Origin of the sequence: Paenirhodobacter sp. (assembly GCF_047600745.1) — a bacterium.
Classification (GTDB): Bacteria; Pseudomonadota; Alphaproteobacteria; order Rhodobacterales; family Rhodobacteraceae; genus Rhodobacter.
The window spans coordinates 19,650-44,435 of sequence record NZ_JASGKI010000004.1 but is presented as its reverse complement, the minus strand read 5'-3'; the positions used below and the strand labels follow the sequence as shown (position 1 = coordinate 44,435).

Here is a 24,786-nt window from a genome sequence, read left to right as displayed (position 1 = left end):
AACGCGCGCGGCGAACCGCGCGCGAGGCTGTCAGGATCCCGGCACCGGGATCAGAACTTCGCCGCCACGGTCAGCGCGAAGTTGCGTCCCGCCATCGGCACGGCACGCACCGCATTGAAGGCCGACGAATAGTTGTCGTGATCGGTCAGGTTGTTGGCGCTGAACGTCACACGATAGGCGTCGGTCTCATAACCAATCGAAGCATCGAGCGAGAGCGCGCTCGGGATCTGGGCTTCGTTCCCGGCGTCGGCGTAGTATTTCGACGCATAGGTCACGCCCGCCCCAACCGAAAGCTGCCCCGGCAGATTCGTCATCGCGCCCGGCAGATTGTAGTTGGTCCACAGCGAGATGTTGTTGCGCGACACGCCCGGCGCATCGTTGCCTTCATTCTCAGGCCGGGTGCCCTTGCCGCCCTGCACTTCGCCATCCAGCCAGGCATAGGCCGCCATCACCGTCCAGTCAGAGGTGATGTTGCCCGTCGCACCGAGTTCGACACCGCGCACGCGGATCGCCTGACCAGCGTCCAGACCGCCATTGGTCACCGTGCCATCGTCATTGACGGTGAACGAGTTCTTCTTGCGGGTCTGGAAGATCGCACCGTTCAGGCCCAGCGTGCCGCCGAACAGGTCCATCTTGCCGCCCAGTTCAACGTTATCCGACCGCTCCGGCTGATACTTGGCGTCCGAGGTCGGCGGCTCGAAGGAGTTCACCGCCGCCGCGATATCGGTGCCGAGCGGACGCCAGGTGCGCGAGACCGAGAAATAGGCCATGGTGTTGGCATCGGGCTCGAACATCAGGCTGACCGAGGGGCTCAGACGCTTGGTTTCCGACTTGCCGTGAACCGTTTCGCTCCCACCGATCACCGCGCCGTCGAAGGTGCTCTTGAAGTAATCCGCCCGCGCCGTGGCCTGAACCGACCATTGCTTATTGAACCACACCCGGTCACCGAACAGCACACCGATGCTGTGCGACTTCGCCCGGGTTTTGCCGGCGTAGTCATAGGTCACGCGGGCATCGGGGTAGCCATAACGAGGATGCAGGATCGTCTGATCGCTGGTGCGGCCTTCCCAGCTGCCCGAGGTACGGTCGTCGCCCTGATAAGTGATGTCGAGGCCGACCATCGCCTTGTGCCGCAGCGCGCCGGTTTCGAATTCGAGTTGCGCAGCGGTCAGGTTCTGGAAGCCCCAGCCCTTTTGCTTGTAGGTCATGCCGCCGCCCGCGCCATAGCGCAGCGGCTGGTCGATGCCCGCGCGCAGGCCTGCTATGCAGGCCGCATCGCAGGTTGCCGGGTTGGTGCCCGAGAAATCCCGCTCGAAACGCGAGAACCGGGTGTCGTTGGTGATGGTGAAGCCCGGCGCGACCTTATAGCTGAACGAGGAGGTTAGCATATGCGCCTCGGTATCGTCCTTGTCGGTCGAACGGACATAGGACACATCGCGGTCATAGCCCGGGATGCCGAATTCCTGAAGCGGGCGATACTTGCCGTCCGAATCTTCGCCCATCGGCTGGCCGTAGTCCGGCTTGCCCTTGCCCTTCAGGTATTGGTAGCCGACGTGCCATTCCATATCGGTGCCAAGGCCCATGCCGTAAGCCACCGCAAGACCCTGCCGCTTCACCGTGACATGATCGCGGTCGGCGGCATAGCCGTTCTGGTTCATCAGGTTGAAGCGGATCGCCGAGGTATCGGTGAGCTGCCTGTTCATGTCGAGCGTCTCGCGGGTGCGCAGGCCGCTCGCGATGGTGCCGCTGACCTCGTTCGCATCGCCCAGATGCGCGCGCTTCGAGACCTGGTTGATCACCCCGCCGAGGTTGCCCGAACCGAAAGCCTCGCCCGACGGGCCCTTGATCACCGAAACCGAATCGACGTTGAACGTGTCATGGGTATAGGCGCCGAAGTCGCGCAGGCCGCTGTTGTAGATGTCGCCCTTCGCGGTCAGGCCGCGCAGGCGGTATTGCTCGCCGTTCGAGCCGCCACGACCCTCGCCGGTCGACAGCGTGATCCCCGGCACATTGCGCAGCGCCTCTTCCAGCGTGGTGATGTTCTTCTGCCTGATCACCTCGGCGGGCACCACGGTAACGACCTGCGGCGTTTCCCGGACCGTGCCGCCCAGCATCCGCGCGCCGGTGCCGGTGGTGGCATCATTCGCATTGGCGGAGACAGCATCGAGCAGGATCGTATCAAGAACGACCTGTTCCCCCGTGTTTTCAGTCGTTTGCTGTGCAGCAGCAGGCAGGGCCGTCGCCGCGCCGAGCGATAGGGCAACCCCGACCTGTATCGAGTTCGGTTTCGTCAATGTCATGTCCTCTCGTTTGTGCCGCCTGTGCTGCGGCATCGTCGTTGAATTCGGGAAGGGGATCCGCTGCCTGTCGCGCTCCGGATGGTCTGCGGAAACCATCTCCCTCCGGCCTTCCACACCGCGGCTACCGGCCCGGGCACGCTGCGGATTGCGCCCGCTGGCCCGGGGTCACACAGGCCAACGCCCGCCGGGCGGCTGGCTTCCTGCACGGGAAAGGGGATGGCGAACGCCTGCTGCGCGTTCCGGGCAATCCTTGCATGACCATACTTCTGCGATGTGGAACAGAAACGGATGGCTATTCAGATTGGCTACCGCGCCTGCACCGACCACGATCCGATGTAGCAGTAAAATCGCCCCGCCATTCCGCGCGGGCATTTCCGGGCCGGAGCCGGTATCTCCGGGCCCCGAACACCGCGCAAACATGGCGCGAAACGGCCTGTTGCGCTTTTTTACAAAGATTTTCTGTCGTGGATGGGGGCACTGCTACATCGCAGAGGTTCCGGTTCGCCGTCCGGTGGCGCGGATCGTGGCGCCCTGCCCGGCCACGCCCTCAGGGCCGCGCGCGGGCCGAAAATGGACGGCCCCCGACAATGTTTCATCCGGTCCGCCCCGCGTCTGATCGCGGGGCGGAAGGTGCGTGGATCTCAGAACGTGTATTTCAGCGACGCGGTGATCCTCCGCGGTTCGCCGTAATACAGGTTCGTGTTGCTGTAGGTGTCCGCATAGGTCTTGTCGAACAGGTTGTCGACGCGCAGCGACAGGTTCAGGTTGTCGTCGAACTTGTACTTCGCCATCAGCCCCACCAGCGTATAGCCGCCCTGCGTCACGCGATAGGTATCCGCACCGGCCTTGTAGGTGTTGTAGGTGTCGCTCTGGCTGCGGATGCTGCCGCCGACGCTCCAACCGGTATCGGGGATGTCATAGGTCGCGAACAGGCGCAGCGCATGGGCCGGCATTGTGGTGCGGTAGGCGTCGCCCTTCTTGAAGCCCGGGGTGCCGTTGCCATATTCCGCATCGGTATAGGTGTAGCCCGCGCCGATGTGCAAGTTCGCCATCACCTCGCCGCTCGCGCTCAGATCGACGCCCTGGCTGATGATTTCGCCCGCCGCGCGGTAGCAGCTCCGCCCGCCGCAGCGTGCGATCAGCACCGGGTCGGTCACGCTGTCATCCACCACGGCGCGGTTGGTCTCCTCGGTCCGGAACAGCGCCAGCGCGGTGTTCAGGCCACCGTTGAACAATTCGCCCTTGAGCCCGATTTCATAGTTGCTGCCGGTGACCGGCTTCACGATGCTGCCATCGGCCTGAATCTGGGTCTGCGGCGCGAAGATCTCCGAATAGCTGGCATAGGCCGACCATTGCGAGGTCAGGTCATAGACCACCCCGGCATAGGGCGCGAAGACGCCGCTTTCCGAGGTCGAGGAACTGCCATAGGTGCTGTCTCGGCCGGTCTGGACATTCAGGGTGCGGTTGGTCTGGTCATACCAGCTCCACCGCGCGCCGAGCAGCACCTTCAGCCGGTCGCTGACATTCAGGTTCGCCGCGGCGAAGACGCCATATTCCTTGGTGTCGATCCAACGATAATCCTGCGGATCGCCCCATTGCGGGCGCGGATAGGCCTTCGGATCGAAATCATAGATGTTGAACGGCCCCATGAAATCGTAACGGAACGCGCCGTCCACCGAGGTCTTCGACCAGCTCGCCCCGAAGGCGAGGTCATGCGTGCGCCCGAACGCCTGCACCGGGCCGCTCGTCTGCACGCTGAGGATGTTCTGATGCGTCAGATAATCGAGGGGCTGCGTGCCATAGGATTTCCCTTCGCCGGTCACGGCATCCAGATTGCTTTCCGCGAAGTTGAAATAGGTCAGCCGCAGCCGCATATCCATCTTCTTGTGCATCGCGGTGGCGTTCAGCTTCCAGTCATTGGCGAACGTATGCTCAAGATAGGCGGTGTAATGCGTTTCGTCGTTGCGGTTGCCGTCGTTCGCGCCGCCGAAGAACGTGTCGCGGCCAAAGCCCAGCGACTTCCCGCGATACAGCGGCACGCCATAGCGATAGGCCGACCAGTCGCGCTGCGTATACATCACGCTGGCGCCCAGAACGGTGTTGGGGGCGATGTCGGCCTCGACGACGCCATAGACGCCCTCTTTCTCATCGCTGATATAGTCAACGAAGCTGTCGCGCTTGTCGGCCATGCCGACCAACCGGCCCCGGATGGAGCCGCTTTCGTTCAGCGGGCCGGAAACATCGGCGACGACGCGGCCCGCGCTCCAGGATCCGGCCTCGGCCTCGATCGAGGATTGGAACTCCTGCGTCGGGCGTTTGCGGATCAGGTTGATGGTACCGCCCGGCGCGCCCGCCCCGGTCGACAACCCCGCCGCGCCCTGAAGCACCTCAACCCGGTCGATGAAGGCCATGTCGCGGGTGGAGCCGATGTTGGCGTTGCCGCTCCACATGCCATCGCCCGGCACGCCGTCGATCTGGCCCTGCATGGCGAAGCCGCGGCTGATCGGGGCGGTGGTCTGGCCGTTGCTGGTTTCAAGGTAGATGCTGCTGTCGCTTTTCAGCGCGTCGTTCAGATCGCGCATCCCGAAATCGTCCATCTGCTGCCGGGTCACGACGGAAACCGACTTCGGCGTCTCCCGGATCGACAGCGGCAGGCCGGGCGTGGCGGAGGTGTCCGTCGTGGTCCAGGACCCCGTGCCCTCGGTCTTGCCGCCCGCCTGGATGGTGATGGTGTCGAGCTGCACCGATCCGTCGGCCGCCACCTCGCCGGGGCGCGACACGATCATCGTCGCGCCGCTCTGGCGCCAGCTCAGCCCGCTCCCCGCCAGAACCCGTTGCAGCGCCTGCCCGGGCGGCAGCGTCCCCGACACGCCGGGCGAGCGCAGCCCGCGCAGCAGCGCCGCATCGACCGAGACCATCATCCCCGCCTGCCGGCCATAAAGCATCAGCGCATCGTCCAAAGGCTGCGCCGGAATGCGAAAATCGCGCGCCGCCTCCTGTGCCATCGCCGCCGTCATCGGCAGGGTCGGCACCAGCGCCGTTCCCAACATGAGCGCAGCGACCAGTCTGCCCAGTCCGATAGATTTCCCCGGTTTCATCAATACGTCCCTCTGTTCTGGATCGGCCGCTTCTCGGCCCTTCAAGGAAAAGACGTATTCGGAGCGCCATTTTTCAGGAAAAATTGTTAATTATTTACAACCATATGATTAGTATGACGAAAATATGGTTATTCCACCGGGTATCCGGCGCAGCTTCCCGCCATGCGCCGCCCGCAATGCCTCCAGTGCGGCCTCGGGCCGGGCCAGATCGTAGACGCCTGTCACCCGCACCGCATCGAACCGCCCCCCGATCACCGTCAGCCCGCCGGGCAGGTAGCGCCCGAGCATGTCCGCAACCTCGGACACCGGGCGATCCTTGACGACCAGCATCCCCTCGCGCCAGCCGCCGATGGCCCCGGGGGCGGCCACGCCGGTCTCGACCCGGCCCGCCGCCTGATAGAGCCAGTCCCCCGCCTCCAACGGCGGTTCGTGCCCGCCGACCGCTACGCGCCCATGCCCGACCGCGACCGCCGCGCCGGTCCCGTTCAGCCGCAGATCAAACCCGGTGCCCAGCACCGTCACATGCAGATCCCCGGCCACGGCGGCGAACGGTCGGGCGGGATCCGGCGCGACCTCGAACCACGCCTCCCCGGCCAGAAGCCGCACCGCGCGCCGTTCGGGCGTGATCTCCACCGCGATCGCGCTGGCGCCGCCAAGGGTGACCGAACTGCCATCCGCCAGCCGGATCTGCCGCGTTTCGGCGACCCGCGTGACATGATCCGCCTCCAGCCGCAGCACCACGCCCGGCACATAGACCGCCGCCAGAACGGCCAGGGCCAGCGCGGCCACGCCACTCGCCACCGCACGGCGCATCTGCCGCCGCGCGACCGCCCGCGGCGCCATCCCCGCAACCCGCCACAGGCGGTTCGCCTCATCCCAGGCCGCCCGGTGCGCGTCCTCCGCATGCAGCCACAGCAGGAAGCGCGCCCGAGCATCCCCATCCCCGGGATCCTCCCGCAGCAGGATCAGCCAGTTCAACGCCTCCTCGGTCGCCTTTCGCTGCGCATTGCCCGCTGTCTTGTCCATGTCATCCGCTTCTTCAGGACCGCCCGCCCCATAACGGATGCGGTGGCTTTTTCCGTCGGCACTTCGCCTGCGCGGGGCTGTCGCCATCCAGACGATACCGGCAATAGGCCAGCCCTTCATAGACGAGACCATGCGCCGTCGCTGTCGAAACGCCAAGACGGTCGGCGATCTCGCGCAGTTTCAGACCTTCAAACCGGTGCATTTCCAGCGCATCGCGGGTGCGCTCCGGCAGTTCGGCGATCGCCGCCATCACGATCCGCAATTCATCGCGGCAGGCAAGCGCCTCCTCCGCCATCGGCTGGTCATGCAGCGCCCAGGAAGCATCGGCGTCCGGGTCGATATAGCGGCCCTCCGCCTTGCGGCTGCGCCGCCAGTCCAGCGCCAGGTTCCGGATGATGCGCCACAGATAGCCGAGCGGTTCGTCCAGCGGGCGCGACGCGGTTTCGGAGCTGAACCGCAGAAACGCGTCCTGCACGACATCCTCGCCCTGCGCGCGGTCGCCGGTGATGGCCGCGGCATAGTCGAGAAACTCGCGCCGATGCGCGAGATACAGGTCAAGTCTCCTGTCGTTGTCGTCCAAACCTGCCTGCCCTGCATACCGCAGCGGCGGTATCGCGAAACCCATGAAAAGATCCGAGGGCTCGCCTCGTGGCTGGCTGCATTAACGTTAAGAAATGCGGTGAATGAAGGCAAGTCCACGGCGGCTTCCCTGGTCCCGGGCCGGACATTTCCGCAACACCCCTTGGCCGAAGTGATTTCCCGGCCTACACGCCAGAACGCACCCCATCGCCCTTCCCGGCGGCGCTCTGGCCTTCCGTACAAAGGCCCAGTGCAATCCGGTGGTTCAGCACCCCGCCTGGCAGGGACGTTCAACCGACACGATTTGGTTCGAGGGACAGCCGGATTCGCACCCAAAGGCGAACTTCGAGCCTGCTCGATCACACCCGGCCATTGGGCCGACATCCCCGCAAGGATCGGTCTCGCTCTGCTGGATGATCGCGTCCGGACCAGATTGCGCATCACCTCATGGGCCGGGTCAGGCGCCCGGCGCAGCATGACAGTCCTCACACCATCGCAACGATCCGTCGCCCCTTTGACCGGGACCAGGGAGGGAGCCGTGATCGCGCCCCGTTTCGACAAGCTGACAGGAGCGTTTGTTAACCTCACAAGCGTGTTGACGGTGCGACCGGCCCGCCCCGGATCAGCGCGCAATCATGATCGGGGCGGCGCGGAACCGTCTCAAAATACCACACCACGCAGATCCGTTTACCCGGCGCAGCAGTCCCCGAAATCGTCGTCTTGTCGCGTGCCATCGCGCGGACCTATACCCAAAATTGATGCGCGGGCGGGGTCGTGGTTCAAGTTCCCTTCATGGGCGGGATTTTCTGGTTGACCGATACGCAGATGGAGCGGTTACGGTCGTTCTTTCCGTAACAACGAAACAGGCTGCGAAGTGCCGGTCTGCTGGTGCCGAAGGGCATAATTTTCATTCAGCGCAATGAATTTGCGTTGAGGAAAGCCCGGGCGCCGTTTCGGGTGAGTAAGCCAAACGCACCCAGGGAGTATGGCCGCCGACTGGAAGGGAACCGTGGCCCCGGTAGGGCCCCGCACCGTCGGAAGCGCTGGAGCCGGATGGGTGCGCCATGATAAACTCGACCCGGCATGCGACAGGGGAGCGAAACCATGAGCCTGATCCCTCTGGTGTAGTCAGGCTATCACCGCCCCTTGGTTGCTGTGATTTGGTGGCGGCGATGGTGTATTCCAGCCTCGGGGACGTTGAGAGAGGCGGGTTCAGGAAGGCCCGGGATACCAACCCTGTTTTGGGATATTCTGCCCTTTTTGGCCCCAAGGGCAGCTTGACGCTCGCCCCCGAAATGTCCGGGGTTCTGCACTGGAAAACGGCGATCCCGGACAGGTCGAGCCCCTTCCCTGAGTGAAATTTCTTCCCTGTCCGGCAGGCCCGGAACAGGCCGTCATAGCTGGCAAACCGCTTCCGCATCCTCAGCGCACCCGGCGCAATGTCGCCCGGATGCTGCGGTAGGTGGTTACGTCCGTCCCCAAACGGCACAGGCAGACCTGTCAGGCTCCGGGCGCGGCGGGAAGATCCATGCGGCGCAGTTCAGTGCGGCTACGATCTAATGCCCTCCCGGTCAGGCATCCCGAAGGGGAAGTGGCCCTATTCCCTGATCTCATTCGCGGCGCGTCGGCGCTTTTGAGCGGATGCCTTCAATCGGACACCAAATTCGGTTTCATCGCCCCAAGGTATTCTGCACCGTGGCCGTCAATTCGCTCAGCGAGAAAGGCTTCGGGAGGAAGGCGGAGCGTGGGATCGGCGGCAGACCGCCACGGAACACGTCCTCCGCATAGCCCGAGATGAAGACCACCGGCGTGTCGGGGCGGGTCTTGCGGGCCTCTCCCACCCAACTCGGACCATCCATCCCCGGCATGATCACATCGCTGACGAAAATGTCGAAAGCAAGCGAAGGGTCTTCCAGGATCCGCAGCGCATCCTCGGCGTTCTCAGCCTCGAAAACACTATAGCCGCGCAGTCGCAACGCACGCGAGGCGAAGGCGCGCACAGGCGCCTCATCCTCGACCAGCAGGACCGTCGCGCTGGCGTTTTCGGTCATGGCCTCCGCCGACGACACGGATTGCGGCGCAGGTTCTTCCAGCTCCAGCCGGTCATAGGTCGGCAACAGAAGGATGAAGGTCGAGCCATGGCCAAGCTCGGAATCGCAGAAGATATAGCCGCCGGTCTGCTTGACGATGCCATAAGCGGTGGACAGCCCGAGGCCAGTCCCCTCACCCGTGCGCTTGGTGGTGAAGAAGGGCTCGAAAATCTTCGCCAGCGTATCGGGCGCGATGCCGGTTCCCTCGTCCGTCACCCGCACGCATACATAGTCACCCTTTGGCACCGACACCCGGTCACGCTTGAGATCCTCGGTCAGCGTCAGGTTCTCTGTCTCGATCCGGATATCCCCGCCGCCCGGCATGGCGTCACGCGCATTCACGACGAGATTCATGATCACCTGCTCGATCTGGCGCTTGTCGGCGCGGATCGGGCGCAGATCGGGATCATGCAACAGCGTCAGCTTCACCTTCTCCCCCACCAGACGGTTCAGCAGATGGGTCAGGTCTGACAGCGTGTCGCGCATGTCGATCACCTGGGGATTCAGCGTCTGCTTGCGCGAGAAGGCCAGCAGTTGCCGCACCAGCGCCGCCGCGCGGTTGGCGTTCTGGCTGATCTGATCGAGGTCGGCGTAATCCGGATCACCCTTGTCATGACGCAGCATGAGCAGGTCGCAATGCCCCGAAATCGCCGTCAGCAGGTTGTTGAAATCATGCGCGACGCCGCCCGCAAGCTGCCCGATCGCCTGCATTTTCTGGCTCTGGACGAATTGCTCTTCAAGCTTCTTGAGCTGCGTCGCGTCCGACAGCACCGCGATAAGCCCGGCGCGGCCTTCCTCGACCACGCGATTGAGCGACACATGGACGAAGACCTCGCGCTCCAACCCGCGTGCGCGCAGCACTTCCGGGCGGCGGTCGGTGCGGCCCGCGCGCGCGTCGGTAACCCAGTCGGCAACCGGCCGGCCAAGCCCCTCGAACAGATCGGACAGGCTGGCGCCGCAAGCTATATCGCCCAGCAGCGCGCGCGCGGCATTGTTGGCCGCCATTACACGGCCATCCGCCGTCAGCCGGATCAGCGCCACCGGCAGGCTGTCGAACGCCGTCGGGTCGTGGGAGACGGCCTTGCCTGCGGCGATCGGCATCAGGAAAATCGAACGCCTGTCGCCCTGCCCCTCCGTTTCCGTCACGAAACAGCGGATCGGGCCGGAGACCGAGATCAGTTCGTGCTCCTCACCGGGCCGCAGCGGCAGATCGGTGACGATCTCTTCCAACGTGGTGGGCTTGTCGCCCACCAGCGCCCGCAGCGCGGGGTTCATCGACACCACCGCGCCGTTTTTCGACAGCGACAGCCGCGGCAGGCCCCCGGCATCGCCAACCTCGCCGGGTGCAAGATCCTCGATCCGCCAGGCAAACCGGCTCAACCTCCCCCTGTCCCCTCCGATACGGTGGACGGCGAGGCGTATTCCGCCGCGGCTGGTGGTGATATCCTCCTGCGCAGCCCCCTTCGCGGTGGCACGACCAGTCACGCGCGCCAGGACCGAATCCGGACTGGCAAGCGTGGTTGTCAGGATATCCGCGAGCGATCGGCCCTCAGCGGAACCGAAGCGGCTCCGGGAAATTCCGTTCTGATACCGGATCATACCCGCGGAATCGGTGCCGAAGGTCGCGGCGCCGTCATGGCCGAAGGCGGAGTCCATCCGGGCGCGAAACGCCGTTTCGGCAAGGCGGCGGAACTGCCGCGCCAGAAGGATCAGCACCGCCAGCACCATCAGGCTGCCGCCCACCGAGAGCAGCAGGACGAGTGTCTGCGCCTCCGTCATGGCGAACGCCAGCAGTGCAAGGCACGCCCCGACGCCGAAAAGCCATGCTTCGCGGACAGGCCAGGCGGTGCCGCCGGGCTTGCGGCTGCTCATTGGAATGTCCGAATTCGACACGGCTCTTTCCCCAGAATCAATCTCCCCGACTGTCTACGGAAAGGCATTAAGCGACAGTTAATTCCGATCCTGCCTTTGCCAGATTGCCACGAAAAAACCATCGCCGCCATCGTCGGGCAGGAATCTCCGGCGCGTCAGATCGCTCCAGCCCGTTTCGGCGGCAAAACGATCGGCCTGCTCCGCATCCTCGCAGGAAAGCAGCGAACAGGTCATGTAGCACAGCCGCCCACCCGGGGCGACGAACCCCGCCGCCTGCGCCAGAATATCGCGCTGAAGTGCAACCAGCCGCGCCAACCCCTCCTCCGTCAGGCGCCATTTCGCATCGGGCGTCCGCCGCCATGTCCCCGACCCGGAACAGGGCGCATCGACCAGCACCAGATCGAACTGCCCCTCGACGCCGCCGGGCCGCGCCCGCGCGATCCGCGCCCCGGCGCGCGCCGCGCGTTCGGGCAGGTCGCGCATCCGGCCCGCGTCGATGTCATGCGCGGTGATCCGCGCGCCCGGCGCCCGCGCGGCCAGCGCCAGCGCCTTGCCGCCGCCGCCCGCGCAATAGTCCAGCACGCGGTCGCCATCCGAAACCGGCACCATCTCCACCGCGGCCTGCGAGGCGGCGTCCTGCAACTCGACCAGCCCTTCGCGATAGGCCGCCGACTGCTGGATCCGGCGCGCGCCATCGGTGACCTCCAGCGCGGTCGTGGCCAGCGGATGCGGCATCGTGGCAATCCCCTCGGCCGCCAACACAGCCCGCGCCGCGTCCCGCGTCACACGCGCCAGATTGACCCGCAGGAACACCGGCGCGCGCGCCCGCATCGCCCGGCTGACCGAAGGGAAATCCGGCCCCAGATCGCGCTCCAGCCGGGGCCGCATCCATTCGGGCCAGTCCAGCGCGGCCAGATCATCCTCGGGCGGCAGCGGTTCGGCGAATCGGGCCTGTTCCCCGGGCGACAGCGCCTCGGGCGCATGCCCGCCCGCCCCGAACAGCGCCGGATCCAGCCCCTGCGCCCGGACCAGCCCCAGCATCAGCCCCCGGCCATCCGGCCCACCAAGCGTCGCGTAACTGCCCCGGCAGCGCAGCGCATCGAAGACGTGATCGCGCACCGCCCCCCGGTCGCCCGAACCGGCAAAACGGCTGGCCCGGCTCCAGTTCGTCAGCGCCTGTTCGGCGGGTGCTCCGGCCAGGATCCGGTCGAGGATGCCGATCGCGGCGGCAAGTCGGGCGGCTGGGGTCATGCGGGGGCTCCTTTGGCGCGGGTCTAGCGGCGCGGGCGACGAAAAGCCACCGGCAAACTCCCGCGAGCGGCGCGCTTTGCGCTTGACCTTCGCCCGGCAACGGCCAAGAACACCCGCATGGCTACTGCATCGCTCCGCATCGACCTCGATGCCATCCTTTCGAACTGGCGCGCGCTGGACGCGCTCACGGACACGGCGACCGAGTTGGGCGCCGTGGTCAAGGCCGACAGCTACGGGCTGGGCGCCGCGCGGGTCGCGCGGATGCTGGCGCGCGCGGGCTGCCGCACGTTCTTCGTCGCCTGCGCCGAAGAGGGCGCCGCGGTCCGGCAGGCGCTTGGCGAGGGGCCGCGGATCTTCATCTTCGCCGGCCATTGCGCGGGCGATACCGAGATGATCGGCGACCTCGGCCTGACGCCGGTGCTGAACTCTCCCGAACAGATGACCCGCCATTTCGAGGCGCTGCCGCGCCATGACTTCGGGATCCAGCTGGACACCGGGATGAACCGGCTGGGGTTCGAGGCCGAAGACTGGGCCACCGCCGCGCCCGCGCTGTTGCAGGCGGGGCCGAAGCTGATCATGAGCCACCTTTATTGCGCCGACGATCCGGCCCATCCCGCGAATGCCGCGCAACTGGCCGAATTCCGCCGGATGACCGAGGGCATGAACGTGCCGCGCTCGCTCGCGGCGACGGGCGGCATCGTGCTGGGCAAGGACTATCATTTCGACATCACCCGCCCCGGCATGGGGATGTATGGCGGCATGCCCTTCGCGGATGCGACGCCGGTCGTCACCCTCTCGCTGCCCGTCATTCAGGTGCGCGACGTGCGTCCGGGCGAAACCGTGGGCTATTCCGCCGCCTGGACGGCCGAACGTCCGAGCCGGGTCGCCACCCTCGCCGCCGGCTACGCCGACGGGATTTCGCGCCGCCTGGGCAATCTGGCGCAGGTCTGGTTCGGCGATACGCCCTGCCCCGTCATCGGCCGGATCTCGATGGACCTGATCACAGTGGACATCACCGATCTGGACGAAACGCCGAAGGAACTCGACCTGCTGAACCACCGGCAGGGGGTCGATGCCCTCGCCGATCTGATCGGCACCATCGGCTATGAAATCCTGACCTCTCTGGGCCACCGCTATGCGCGGCAGTATTGCGGAGGCAATCCGTGATCGCGCGGCTGCTGGCCGGGATCGGGCGGTCGGTGCTGAACGGGCTTGCGGGCGCGGGCAGCATTACGCTTTTCGCCATCCGCGTGGTGTCGCACATGCTGCGCCCGCCGTTCTACCTGCGCGAATTCGGTCAGGCGGTGATGCAGATCGGCTGGCTGTCGTTGCCGGTCGTCGGCATGACGGCGATCTTCACCGGCGCGGCGCTGGCGTTGCAGATCTATGCGGGCGGGGCGCGGTTCTCGGCCGAATCCGTGGTGCCCTCGATCGTTGCCATCGGCATGACGCGCGAACTCGGCCCCGTGCTGGGCGGGTTGATGGTCGCGGCGCGGGTGGCCTCCTCCATCGCCGCTGAAATCGGCACGATGAAGGTGACCGAGCAGATCGACGCGCTGACCACCCTTTCGACCGATCCGATGAAATACCTCGCCGCCCCGCGCGTGCTGGCGGCGACGCTCTCGGTGCCCTGCCTCGTTGCGGTGGGCGACATCATCGGGATCATGGGCGGCTGGCTGGTGGGGACGGAGCGGCTCGGCTTCAACTCCGCCACCTATATCCGCAACACCTTCAACTACCTCGAATTCTGGGATGTCGGCTCGGGGCTGGTCAAGGGCGCGGTCTTCGGCTTCGTCATCGCGCTGATGGGCTGCTATTACGGCATGAACTCGGGCCGCGGCGCGCAGGGCGTGGGCGCGGCGACGAAAACCGCCGTGGTCGCGGCCTCGGTGCTGATCCTCGCCACGAACTATGTGCTGACGGAGGTGTTCTTCTCCTCATGATCGAACTCCAGCACCTGCACAAAGCCTTCGGCAAGAAGGTCGTCCTCAAGGACGTCAACCTGACCCTTCCCGATGGGCAGAGCCTCGTCGTCATCGGCGGCTCCGGCACCGGGAAATCGGTCCTGCTGAAATGTATCCTCGGCCTTGTCAAACCCGACGGCGGCACGATCACCATCGACGGCAAGCCCGCCGGAGAGGAGCGCGAGGAATTCCTGTCGCATTTCGGCATGCTGTTTCAGGGCGCGGCGCTGTTCGACAGCCTCACCGTCTGGCAGAATGTCGCCTTCCGGCTGCTGCGCGGGCCGCAACGGCGCTCCCGCAAGGAGGCGCGCGACATCGCCATCGACAAGCTGAAGCGCGTCGGCATGGGGCCGGAGGTCGCCGATCTGTTTCCGGCGGAACTCTCCGGCGGGATGCAGAAGCGCGTGGGCCTTGCCCGCGCCATCGCTGCCGATCCGAAGGTGATCTTCTTCGACGAACCCACCGCCGGGCTCGACCCGATCATGTCGGGCGTGATCAACAAGCTGATCCGCTCCATCGTGACGGAGATGGGGGCGACCGCCATCACCATCACCCATGACATGACCTCGGTGCGCGAAATCGCCGATCAGGTCACGATGCTGCACGAAGGCGTCCTGCGCTGGCAAGGGTCGGTGGCGGATCTGAAAACCACCGACGACCCCTATGTGACGCAGTTCATCAACGGCCGCGCCGAAGGCCCGATCACCGCGCTGCGCTGATGGCGAAGGCCACGGCACACTTCACCTGCACCGCCTGCGGGGCGGTTCACCGCAAATGGTCGGGCAAATGCGATGCCTGCGGCGCCTGGAACACGATTGTGGAGGAGGCGCCGCTGTCGTCCGGCCCGGCGTCGCGCTCGCTGGGCGCGGCGAAGGGCAAGCGGATCGCGCTCTCCACCCTGTCGAGCCATGAGCCGCCGCCGCCCCGGACCTGTTCGGGGATGGTGGAATTCGACCGGGTTCTGGGCGGCGGGCTGGTCCCGGCCTCGGCGATTCTGGTGGGCGGCGATCCGGGCATCGGGAAGTCCACGCTGCTGTTGCAAGCTGTCGCGGCTTTCGCGCGCAAGGGTCTGAAATGCCTGTATATCTCGGGCGAAGAGGCGGCGGAGCAGGTGCGGATGCGCGCCGGGCGGCTGGGCCTTGCGGATGCGCCGGTGGGGCTTGGCGCGGAAACCAACCTGCGCGACATCCTGACCACGCTCGACGCCGAAAAGCCCGATCTGGTGGTGATCGACTCGATCCAGACCGTCTGGGCCGACATGGTGGAATCGGCGCCCGGCTCCGTCGCGCAGGTGCGGGCGGCGGCGCATGAGCTGGTGACCTTCGCGAAAACGCGCGGGGTGTCGGTGGTCATCGTCGGCCATGTCACCAAGGAGGGTCAGATCGCCGGTCCGCGCGTGGTCGAACACATGGTCGATACCGTGCTGTATTTCGAGGGCGAGCGCGGCCATCAGTTCCGCATCCTGCGCGCGGTGAAGAACCGCTTCGGCCCGGCCTCGGAGATCGGCGTGTTCGAGATGACCGGCGCGGGGCTGGCCGAGGTCGCGAATCCCTCCGCCCTGTTCCTCTCCGAACGCGGCGAACCCGCCCCCGGATCGGCGGTCTTCGCAGGGATCGAGGGCACGCGCCCGGTGCTGACGGAAATCCAGGCGCTGGTGGCGCCCTCCACCCTCGCCTCGCCGCGCCGGACGGTGGTGGGGCTCGACAGCGGGCGGATTTCCACCATCCTCGCTGTGCTCGAAAGCCGCTGCGGCATCCCCTTCACCGGGCTCGACGTGTTCCTGAACGTCGCCGGGGGGATGAAGGTCACCGAACCCGCCGCCGATCTGGCCGCCGCCGCGGCGCTGCTGAGCGCGCGCGAAGACGTCGCATTGCCCGCCGATATGGTGATTTTCGGAGAAATCTCACTATCTGCCGCGCTCCGGCCGGTGGGACAGGCGGAAAACAGGTTGAAAGAGGCCGAGAAACTTGGTTTCACACAGGCGATCGCCCCGCGGGGCACCAAGGTCGAGGGAAGCGACGGGATGCGGCTGCGCAAGCTGCCCGATCTCGTGACTTTCGTCGGAGACATGTTCGGCGCGGGATAGCGCCCTCAGGCAAGCGCAGGGATCATGGAAGGTTTCACCATCGTTGACGCCATCGTGGCCGTCGTCATCATCCTGTCGGCGATCCTCGCCTACAGCCGCGGCTTCGTGCGCGAGGGGCTGGCCATCGTCGGCTGGATCGCGGCGGCGGTCGTCGCCTTCCTGTTCGCGCCCGCTGCGCGGCCGATGATCGCGCAGCTGCCGTTCCTGAACAAGTTCCTGGGCGATAGCTGCGAACTGGCCACGATCGGCGCCTTTGCCGCGGTCTTCGCGCTGGCGCTCGTGGTGTTCTCGGTGATCACGCCGCTGTTTGCGACGGTGATCCAGCGCTCGGCGCTCGGCGGGCTGGATCAGGGGCTGGGCTTCCTGTTCGGCGTGGTGCGCGGGGTGGTGCTGATCGCGGTGGCCTTCGTGCTTTACGATCGGGTCGGCGGCGCGAATTCCGTGCCGATGATCGACCAGTCGCGCTCCGCCAGCATCTTCGCCGGGCTGAGCGACAAGCTGGAGCAGCAGGTGCCGACCGACGCGCCCGGCTGGGTCGTCGCGCGCTATGAACAACTGGTCGCGAACTGCCCCGCGCCCACCACGACGACAGTGGAATGAGCCTTCGGCGGTAAATTGTGACAGCAAACACAGCGGGAGGGGTTAACAGCCTTCCCGTTTCGCATTAAATGTCGCGCGCAAGCCCCCGGACAAGGACTCCCCCCCATGACCCAACCGGCCAGCCCCGTTCTGTTCTCGCATCCCTTCGATGACGACAAGCTGAAGGAAGAATGCGGGATCTTCGGCGTGATCGGCGTGAACGACGCGGCGAATTTCGTGGCGCTCGGGCTGCATGCGTTGCAGCACCGGGGACAGGAGGCGGGCGGTATCGTCGCCCATGATGCCGAACACGGCTTCAACTCAGCCCGTCGCTTCGGCTATGTGCGCGACAATTTCACCAAAGCCTCGCTGATGGAAACGCTGCCCGGTCCCCTTGCGATCGGGCATGTTCGTTATTCGACGGCGGGCAAGAAGGCGGCGGCGATCCGCGACGTGCAGCCCTTCTTCGGCGAATTCTCCATGGGCGGCGCGGCGATCGCGCATAACGGCAACCTGACCAATGCGGAATCGCTGCGGCGCGAGCTGATCGAACATGGCGCGATCTTCCAGTCGTCTTCGGATTCGGAATGTATCATCCACCTGATGGCGCGTTCGTTCCAGAAGACCCATGCCGACCGGATCGCCGATGCGCTGCGCCGCTGCGAAGGGGCGTTCTCGGTCGTGGCGATGACCCGTACGAAGCTGATCGGCGTGCGCGACCCGCTGGGCGTGCGGCCGCTGGTGCTGGGCCGGATTGGCGACAACGGCTATGTGCTGTCGTCCGAAACCTGCGGTCTCGACATCATCGGCGCGGATTTCGTGCGCGAAATTGATCCGGGCGAGATGGTGATCATTCAGGACGGGCGGATTGAAAGCTCCCGCCCCTTCCATCCGTCAAGCGCGCGGTTCTGCATCTTTGAGCACGTCTATTTCTCGCGCCCGGACAGCATCATCGGCGGGCGTTCGGTTTACGAGACGCGCCGCCAGATCGGCGTGGAACTCGCGCGCGAGGCACCGGTCGAGGCCGATCTGGTCTGCCCGGTGCCGGATTCGGGCACGCCCGCCGCCATCGGTTTCAGCCAGGAATCGGGCATTCCCTTCGCGCTTGGCATCACCCGCAACCAATACATGGGCCGGACCTTCATCGAGCCGACCGAGCAGATCCGCAACATGGGCGTGCGGCTGAAGCTGAACGTCAACCGCTCGCTGGTGAAGGGCAAGCGGGTGATCCTGGTCGATGATTCGGTCGTGCGCGGCACCACCTCGCGCAAGATCAAGGAGATGATCATCGAAGCCGGTGCGGCAGAGGTGCATTTCCGCATCGCCAGCCCGCCGACCGCCTGGCCCTGTTTCTACGGTGTCGACACGCCCGACCGGAACAAGCTGCTCGCCGCGCGGATGAGCGAGGACGAGATGCGCGACTGGATCGGCGTGGACAGCCTGAAATTCATCTCGCTCGACGGTCTCTATCGCGCGGCGGGCGAGGCAGGCGGGCGCAACGACGATTGCCCGCAATATTGCGACGCCTGCTTCTCGGGCGAATACCCGATCGCCCCGGCCGACCAACTGGCCAAGGGCTTCGAGATGAAGGCGGCAGAGTAATCACCCCGATGCGCAGGCGAACCGCCTGTGCAATCATTTCGGGCATCCGGGTCGTCAGCGCGCCCCGGATGCGGAGATGGGGCGCTCAGTCCGCCCCCTCGGCCTGATCCGCCAATTCCTCGGCACGCGCCGCGAGGTTTTCCAGCATCTGGAACAGATCTTCGGGAATCGCCGATGTCCCGGCTTCGGCCCGGATCTGCTCGGCCTGCGCCTGTGCTTCGGCGATGATCCGCTCGGCCTCGGCCCGGACGGCCTCTGCGCCCGGCTCGGCCTGAGGGGGGGCGATCCGGGATTCGGCATCCGCGATCCGGGCCTGCGCTTCGGCTTCGGCGGCGGCAACCCGCTCCTGCGCGTCGGCCTCCACCGCCGCAATGCGCGCCCGCGCATCGGCTTCCATCGCCGCAATCTGCGCCTGTGCTTCGGCCTCCGCTGCCGCGATGCCCGCATCCGTGGCGGTAGTCCGGCTTTCCATTTCGGCTTCCAGCGCGGCGATACGGTCCTGTGCTTCGGCTTGGGCGGCGGCGATGCGGTCCTCCACGGCGGCTTCCGCCGCCGCGATCCGGGCCTCCGCCTCGGCCTGCGCGGCATCGGCGCGCGCCTGCGCATCGGCCCGGGCGGCGTCGATCACGCGCTGCGCATCGGACATCTGCGCCGCAACCTCGTCCAGCCGGCCCTGAAGATCGCGCAACTGATCCTCCATCCCGGCCGCCTTGTCCGCCATCATCAGCCCGACCATCAGCAGCATCCGCGCTTCCGGCAGCCGCCCGATCTGGGACAGAAGGGCACTCGCCTCATTGTCCAGCATACCGGCGGCGGTGCGCAGGAAATGCTCCTCGCCCGCCTGGCAGGACACCTCGAAATCGCGCCCCCCGATCGAGATCGTCAAATCAGGCATTGCCCGTTACCCCCGCTTGCCATGTGTCTCGATCAGCGGTTCCAGCCCCGCAAGGATCGCATCGAGTTCCGCAACCTCCAGCGCCCGCTCCGCCCGCAGCGCATCCAGTTCCGCCTGCAACGCGGAGTTCACCAGATGCGGCGCGGGATCCGTCCCGGCCTCGACCAGCACCCGGTTGGCCTCCGCCAGATCGGCATTGGCGCGCTTGAGCCGGGTGTTTTCGGCCTGCGCAACCTCCATCACCTGCGTCGCCTGCACCAGCCGCTTCTCCATCGCGGAAAGCGTCGTCTCCTGCTTTTCGCGCAGCGCGCGGACCCGCTCGGCCAGTTGCGCCTTCTCCGCCCGCTCGGCGTCGAGCGCCTCGCGCAGACGCGCGATCTCGGCCTTGTCCTGCGCCGCGAATTCGGCCCAGACCGGATTATCGGGACCGGCTTCCCGACCCGGCAGAACCGCAGGGGCATGCGCCTTCAGCGCCACCACTCCACGCTCGATCCGTTCCAGCGCGAAGCCGATCCGCCGTCCGTATTCGTCGATCTCGTCCATCTGCCCTGTCGCGCCCTCTCGTCTTCTGTTTCCGGCGGCGAATCGCGTCCCCGGACCGGTCCCGGCCAGTTTACCGTGGCGATGCGGGGCATCCCACCCTTTTGCATCAAGCACTTGGGGCTTGCGCTTGATCTTGCCCCGATCCCTGCTATCAGAAGCGCGAGTTAACGCCAACAGAGCAAGACCGAAGGAGAGGCCCTTGGACATCGCCACGCTCCGCGCAACGCATCCCGACCACTGGAAGCTCGCCACCGCCATCCGCGCCTTGGCGATGGATGCGGTGCAGGCCGCCAACTCCGGCCATCCCGGCATGCCGATGGGCATGGCCGATGTGGCGACGGTGCTGTACCGCAACCACCTGAAATTCGACGCCAAGATGCCCCGCTGGGCCGACCGGGACCGGTTCGTGCTGTCGGCGGGCCATGGCTCGATGCTGCTTTACGCGCTGCTGCACCTGACCGGCTACGAACAAGCGACGCTGGATCAGATCAAATCGTTCCGGCAATGGGGCTCGCGCATGGCGGGGCATCCGGAATACGGCCATCTGGAGGGCGTCGAGACCACGACCGGCCCGCTCGGCCAGGGGATTTCGACCGCCGTCGGCATGGCGATCGCGGAAAAGTCGATGGCCGCGCGCTTCGGCCGGAAGATCGTCGATCACAAGATCTGGGTGATCGCGGGCGACGGCTGCCTGATGGAAGGCATCTCGCAAGAGGCGATCGGCCTTGCCGGGAAGCAGGATCTCGACAACCTGATCGTCCTTTGGGACAACAACAACATCACCATCGACGGCCGGGTGACGGTCGCCGACGTCACCGATCAGCACAAGCGCTTCGCCGCCTCCGGCTGGACGGTGCTGGCCTGCGACGGCCATGATCCGGCGGACATCGACCGCGCCCTGACCGAGGCGAAAAAGGCCAAGGGTCCGGTGCTGGTCGATTGCAAGACGATCATCGGCTTCGGTTCGCCCTCGAAAGCGGACAGCTATTCGGTGCACGGTTCGCCCCTGGGTGATGCCGAGATCACGGCGACGAAGGAGATTTACGGCTGGCCCTATGGTCCGTTCGAGATCCCCGGCGACATCAAGGCCGAATGGGAAGTGATCGGCACGAAGGGGTCTTCGCAGCGGATCGAATGGGAGGCCCGGCTCAACACGCTCTCCCCCGCGAAGAAGGCCGAGTTTGAACGCCAGATGGCGGGCGGCGTGTCGAAGAAGCTCGCCTCGGCGATCCGCGCCTTCAAGAAGGCGCAGTCCGAGGCCGCGCCGAAGGTCGCCACCCGCAAGGCATCGGAAATGGTGCTGGCGGCGGTGAACCCGGTGATCCCGGAAACCATCGGCGGCTCCGCCGACCTGACCGGCTCGAACCTGACGCTGACGCCGGGCCTTGGCGACTTCATGCCCGACAACCGCAAGGGCCGTTATGTCCGTTACGGCATCCGCGAACACGGCATGGCGGCTGCGATGAACGGGCTGTTCCTGCATGGCGGCGTGCGGCCCTACGGCGGGACGTTCTTCTGCTTCACCGATTACGCCCGCGGCGCGATGCGGCTTTCGGCGCTGATGGGGGTTCCGGCGGTTTATGTCATGACGCATGACAGCATCGGCCTTGGCGAAGACGGACCGACACACCAGCCGGTGGAGCATCTGGCGATCTGCCGCGCGACGCCGAACACCTGGACCTTCCGCCCGGCGGATGTGGTGGAAACGGCGGAGGCGTGGGAACTCGCGCTGTCGTCCGAGCGCACCCCTTCGGTTCTGGCGCTGAGCCGGCAGAACCTGCCGACGCTGCGCAAGACCCACACCAATGCGAACCTGTCGGCCAAGGGCGCCTATATCCTTGAGGAAGCGGCGGGCAAGCGGCAGGCGATCCTGCTGGCAACCGGTTCCGAGGTGGAGATTGCACTGAAGGCGCGTGACATCCTGCAAGGTCAGGCGATCGGCACGCGGGTCGTTTCCGTCCCCTGCATGGAGCTGTTCGCGGCGCAGGACGAAAGCTATCGCCGCCGGATCCTGCCCCCGGGCGCGGTGCGCGTGGCGGTCGAGGCAGCGGTGCGCCAACCCTGGGACCGCTGGCTCATGGGCGAGCGCGGCACCGAGAAGAAGGCGGGCTTCGTCGGGATGGAGAGCTTCGGCGCCTCGGCCCCGGCGGATGTGCTTTATGAAAAGTTCGGCATCACCCCCGAGGCGGTCGCCGAGAAGGTCAAGAGCCTGCTTTGATCCCTACCGGGGCCCCGGATCCCGATCAAACCCCCGCGGTTCTGCCGCGGGGGGCGAGTCTTGGCATCCTGCTGCTGATCGCCTCGCTGCTGGCCTTCACGCTGATGGATGCCTGCGCCAAGCTGCTGGCCGAGCGCTACCACCCGATGCAGATGATCTGGACCCGGTTCGCGATCAACCTGCTGGTGATGTGCCTGCTGTTCCGGGGGCGGCTGCTGCCGCTGTTCCGTTCGCGCCAGCCGGGGTTGCAGCTGTCGCGCGGGCTGTGCCAGATGGCGACGATCACGCTTTACTTCTTCGCGATCCAGTTCATGGGCCTGGCCGAGGCGGCGACGCTGTTCGACATCAACCCCGTGCTGATCACCCTTGGCGCCGCACTGTTTCTGGGCGAGCGGATCGGCCCGCGCCGGATCGCCGGGATCGCGGTGGCGTTTCTGGGGGCGCTGATCATCCTGCGGCCCGGGCTGCGCACATTCGACCCGATGGGGCTGGTGGTGCTGGCCTCCGCGCTGACCTATACGGCGGGCAATCTGCTGACGCGGCGGGTGCGCTCGGACGGGCTGGCGACCTCCATCCTGTGGTCGGCGACCGTGGGCACTCTGCTCAGTTCGCTCGCCCTGCCGTTCTTCTGGAAGGAGGTGGCGACCGTGGACCTGCCGCTGTTCCTCGCCATCGGCGTTCTGGGCACGATCGGGCAGGCGCTGGTGATCCGCGCCTTCAACCTGACCGAAGCCGGGGCGCTGGCGCCGATCGGCTATTTCGGGCTGATTTTTTCCGGGATGTGGGGCTGGGTGATCTTCGGCCAGTTGCCCGACCAGTGGACGGTGATCGGCGCGCTTGTGATCGTCGGAGCCGGGCTTTATGTCTGGCACCGAGAACGGATGACCAGTCGATGACCGAAGCCCCCCCCAAACCCAGCCTGACCGACCGCCTGACCGATGGCGCCTTCCGGGCGCTGATGGCGGTGGCGCGCGCCCTGCCCTATGAGCGGCGGATCCCGATGGTCGGCTGGGTGATGTCGCGGCTGGTCGCGCCGGTGGCGGGGTTCCGGCGGCGGATCCGGCGCAATCTGGCGCTGACCTTCCCCGACATGCCGCGCGAGCAGGTCGAGCATCTGGTCCGCGCCGTGCCCGACAACATGGGCCGCTCGATCGCCGAGACCTATTCCGGCAAGGAATTCATCGAACGGATGCGCGACCTGCCGCTCGAAGGCCCCGGGGTCGCCGCGCTACAGGCGGCGAAGGAGGCGCATCGGCCGGTGATCATCGCGCCGGGCCATTTCGGCAATTACGACGCTTGGCGCGCCGCGCTGACCAGCCGGGGCTATCCGGTGGGCGCGATCTACCGGCCGATGAACAACACCCTGTTCAACAGCCATTACGTCGAGGCGATCACCAGCATTTCCGAGCCGCTCTTCGCCCGGGACAAGGATCTGCGCGCCATGCTGCGCTTCCTGCGGTCGGGCGGCATGGTGGCCTTCGGCTTCGACCAGTATTTCCGCAGCGGCGCACCGCTGACCTTCTTCGGCCTGCCCGCGCGGACGCCGACCTCGGCGGCGGAAATGGCGCTGAAGCTCGATTGCGACCTGATCCAGATCTATGCGATCCGGCAGCCGGACGGGCTCTCCTTCCGCATCCTGATCGAGGCGCCGATCCCGCACAGCGACCCCCTGACCATGACCCAGACGCTCAACGACCGGCTGGAGGCACAGGTGCGCGCCCATATGGATCAATGGCTCTGGGTGCATCGGCGCTGGAAGGATGTGAAGGGCGGCTAGTTCAGATGCGCCGCGGCCAGGATCGGCCCCGGCAGCGCGGCGGCCTTGCCCGGAAGCGTGCCTTGAATGATCACGACGGCGGGTTCATCGCCGTCGATCCGGGTATTGAACCGGGTGGGTGTCACCCCGTCCCAATCCGCCACGGCATGCCAGGCGGTCACGACATTGGAATAATCGACGACCAGACCGGCGTTTTCCCCGCGCAGGATCTCGACCCGCGCCTGCGGCATGTAACGCACGATCTGCACCACCGCCCCGCGCGGCAGCGGCGGGTCCGCATGCAGTTCGATCGCATATTGCCCCTTGCCCCCCGATACCGTCAGCGACACCGCCGCGGGCAGCGCCTTTTGCTGTGCGACCAAGGCATCGAGCGCCGCCTCGTCGCCGCCGACCAGCGAAACCGCCCCTTCGACGATGATCTGCGGGGTGAAGATCGACCGGCTTCCGGCGGCGCGGGCATAGGCCTTCTGGCGGCCGGTGAAGGCGGGCTGGGCGAAGGGATCCTCCCATCCGAGATAATCCCAGTAATCGACATGCAGCGCCAGCGCGATCACATCCGGGCGCTGTGCAAAGCGGTTGAACATCTCATCCGCCGGAGGACAGGAGGAACAGCCCTGCGAGGTGAACATCTCCACCACCACCGGCCCCCGCGCCGCGCTGCCCTCCGCACGGGCCGCGAGCGGCATGGTGCCGGTCGTCTCCGCCGGGGCGCCGCCCCGCGAAATCGCATTGCGCAGGGCCCGTTCCAGATTGTCGACCAACGAGGGGCGGGACGCCTCGGCCGCCGGACCGGGCTCCACCGATTGCGCCATCGCCGAGGGCGCCGCACCCAGAACCAGGCCGAGTGCCAGCCATCCCCCCGCCGCGGAGCCGATGATCGCGCTTGCCCGTGTCATTGCGCCCCTT

General features: G+C 66.3%; 18 protein-coding genes. 9 read left to right on the top strand and 9 right to left on the bottom strand.

Translation table 11 applies throughout. From position 1 onward, the window contains the following. Positions 1 to 50: 50 nt before the first annotated feature. The 6 genes from QM789_RS08775 to QM789_RS08750 all read right to left on the bottom strand — a co-directional run bounded on the left by QM789_RS08775 (position 51) and on the right by QM789_RS08750 (position 12,216). On the bottom strand, positions 51 to 2,300 hold the full coding sequence (locus QM789_RS08775) for a TonB-dependent receptor (protein ID WP_420351544.1): 2,250 nt from the start codon (positions 2,298 to 2,300) through the stop codon (positions 51 to 53). Between the two features lie 641 nt (positions 2,301 to 2,941). Continuing rightward, positions 2,942 to 5,398, bottom strand: coding sequence for a TonB-dependent siderophore receptor (locus tag QM789_RS08770; protein ID WP_420351543.1), 2,457 nt, complete (start codon positions 5,396 to 5,398; stop codon positions 2,942 to 2,944). A gap of 108 nt (positions 5,399 to 5,506) precedes the next feature. After that, a complete protein-coding gene (locus QM789_RS08765; protein WP_420351542.1) occupies positions 5,507 to 6,424 on the bottom strand; it encodes a FecR family protein in 918 nt (305 codons plus the stop codon). A 13-nt stretch (positions 6,425 to 6,437) separates the two neighbouring features. Beyond that, entirely contained in the window at positions 6,438 to 7,004 is a 567-nt protein-coding gene (locus tag QM789_RS08760) for a sigma-70 family RNA polymerase sigma factor (RefSeq protein ID WP_420351541.1), read from the bottom strand. Between the two features lie 1,669 nt (positions 7,005 to 8,673). After that, a complete protein-coding gene (locus QM789_RS08755; protein WP_420351540.1) occupies positions 8,674 to 10,965 on the bottom strand; it encodes an ATP-binding protein in 2,292 nt (763 codons plus the stop codon). A gap of 78 nt (positions 10,966 to 11,043) precedes the next feature. After that, positions 11,044 to 12,216 carry an RsmB/NOP family class I SAM-dependent RNA methyltransferase gene (locus QM789_RS08750; RefSeq protein ID WP_420351539.1) on the bottom strand — a complete coding sequence of 391 codons (1,173 nt, stop codon included), beginning with the start codon at positions 12,214 to 12,216 and terminating at the stop codon, positions 11,044 to 11,046. Between the two features lie 117 nt (positions 12,217 to 12,333). On the opposite strand from QM789_RS08750, the gene alr reads away from it, so the two are divergent. The 6 genes from alr (at position 12,334) to purF (ending at position 18,447) form a co-directional block, all read left to right on the top strand. Continuing rightward, positions 12,334 to 13,383, top strand: a complete 1,050-nt coding sequence (gene alr, locus QM789_RS08745) for an alanine racemase (RefSeq protein ID WP_420351538.1) — start codon at positions 12,334 to 12,336, stop codon at positions 13,381 to 13,383. Then, a complete protein-coding gene (locus QM789_RS08740; protein ID WP_420351537.1) occupies positions 13,380 to 14,159 on the top strand; it encodes an MlaE family ABC transporter permease in 780 nt (259 codons plus the stop codon). Before alr ends, QM789_RS08740 begins: the two co-directional genes overlap by 4 nt. Beyond that, positions 14,156 to 14,899: an ABC transporter ATP-binding protein gene (locus tag QM789_RS08735; RefSeq protein ID WP_420351536.1), complete on the top strand. Its 744-nt coding sequence runs from the start codon at positions 14,156 to 14,158 to the stop codon at positions 14,897 to 14,899. The genes QM789_RS08740 and QM789_RS08735 overlap by 4 nt, the downstream gene beginning before the upstream one ends. Beyond that, positions 14,899 to 16,266 carry a DNA repair protein RadA gene (radA, locus tag QM789_RS08730; protein ID WP_420351535.1) on the top strand — a complete coding sequence of 456 codons (1,368 nt, stop codon included), beginning with the start codon at positions 14,899 to 14,901 and terminating at the stop codon, positions 16,264 to 16,266. The genes QM789_RS08735 and radA overlap by 1 nt, the downstream gene beginning before the upstream one ends. 24 nt (positions 16,267 to 16,290) lie before the next feature. After that, positions 16,291 to 16,866 carry a CvpA family protein gene (locus QM789_RS08725; protein ID WP_420351534.1) on the top strand — a complete coding sequence of 192 codons (576 nt, stop codon included), beginning with the start codon at positions 16,291 to 16,293 and terminating at the stop codon, positions 16,864 to 16,866. 105 nt (positions 16,867 to 16,971) lie between these two features. After that, on the top strand, positions 16,972 to 18,447 hold the full coding sequence (purF, locus tag QM789_RS08720; RefSeq protein ID WP_420351533.1) for an amidophosphoribosyltransferase: 1,476 nt from the start codon (positions 16,972 to 16,974) through the stop codon (positions 18,445 to 18,447). A gap of 85 nt (positions 18,448 to 18,532) precedes the next feature. Here purF and QM789_RS08715 read toward each other — a convergent pair whose 3' ends face one another. Both QM789_RS08715 and QM789_RS08710 read right to left on the bottom strand, forming a co-directional pair. Beyond that, entirely contained in the window at positions 18,533 to 19,342 is an 810-nt protein-coding gene (locus QM789_RS08715; protein ID WP_420351532.1) for a cell division protein ZapA, read from the bottom strand. 6 nt (positions 19,343 to 19,348) lie between these two features. Further along, positions 19,349 to 19,885, bottom strand: coding sequence for a hypothetical protein (locus QM789_RS08710; RefSeq protein WP_420351531.1), 537 nt, complete (start codon positions 19,883 to 19,885; stop codon positions 19,349 to 19,351). A gap of 199 nt (positions 19,886 to 20,084) precedes the next feature. On the opposite strand from QM789_RS08710, the gene tkt reads away from it, so the two are divergent. From tkt to QM789_RS08695, 3 genes are read left to right on the top strand one after another with little or no spacing between them, the layout of a single operon-like run. Beyond that, positions 20,085 to 22,103 carry a transketolase gene (gene tkt, locus QM789_RS08705; RefSeq protein WP_420351530.1) on the top strand — a complete coding sequence of 673 codons (2,019 nt, stop codon included), beginning with the start codon at positions 20,085 to 20,087 and terminating at the stop codon, positions 22,101 to 22,103. Then, a complete protein-coding gene (locus tag QM789_RS08700) occupies positions 22,100 to 22,999 on the top strand; it encodes a DMT family transporter (RefSeq protein ID WP_420351529.1) in 900 nt (299 codons plus the stop codon). The genes tkt and QM789_RS08700 overlap by 4 nt, the downstream gene beginning before the upstream one ends. Then, positions 22,996 to 23,880, top strand: coding sequence for a lysophospholipid acyltransferase family protein (locus tag QM789_RS08695; RefSeq protein ID WP_420351528.1), 885 nt, complete (start codon positions 22,996 to 22,998; stop codon positions 23,878 to 23,880). The genes QM789_RS08700 and QM789_RS08695 overlap by 4 nt, the downstream gene beginning before the upstream one ends. Here QM789_RS08695 and QM789_RS08690 read toward each other — a convergent pair. Further along, positions 23,877 to 24,776 (bottom strand): DUF1223 domain-containing protein, encoded by a 900-nt coding sequence (locus tag QM789_RS08690; protein WP_420351527.1) that lies wholly within the window; start codon positions 24,774 to 24,776, stop codon positions 23,877 to 23,879. The genes QM789_RS08695 and QM789_RS08690 overlap by 4 nt on opposite strands. Positions 24,777 to 24,786 lie beyond the last annotated feature (10 nt).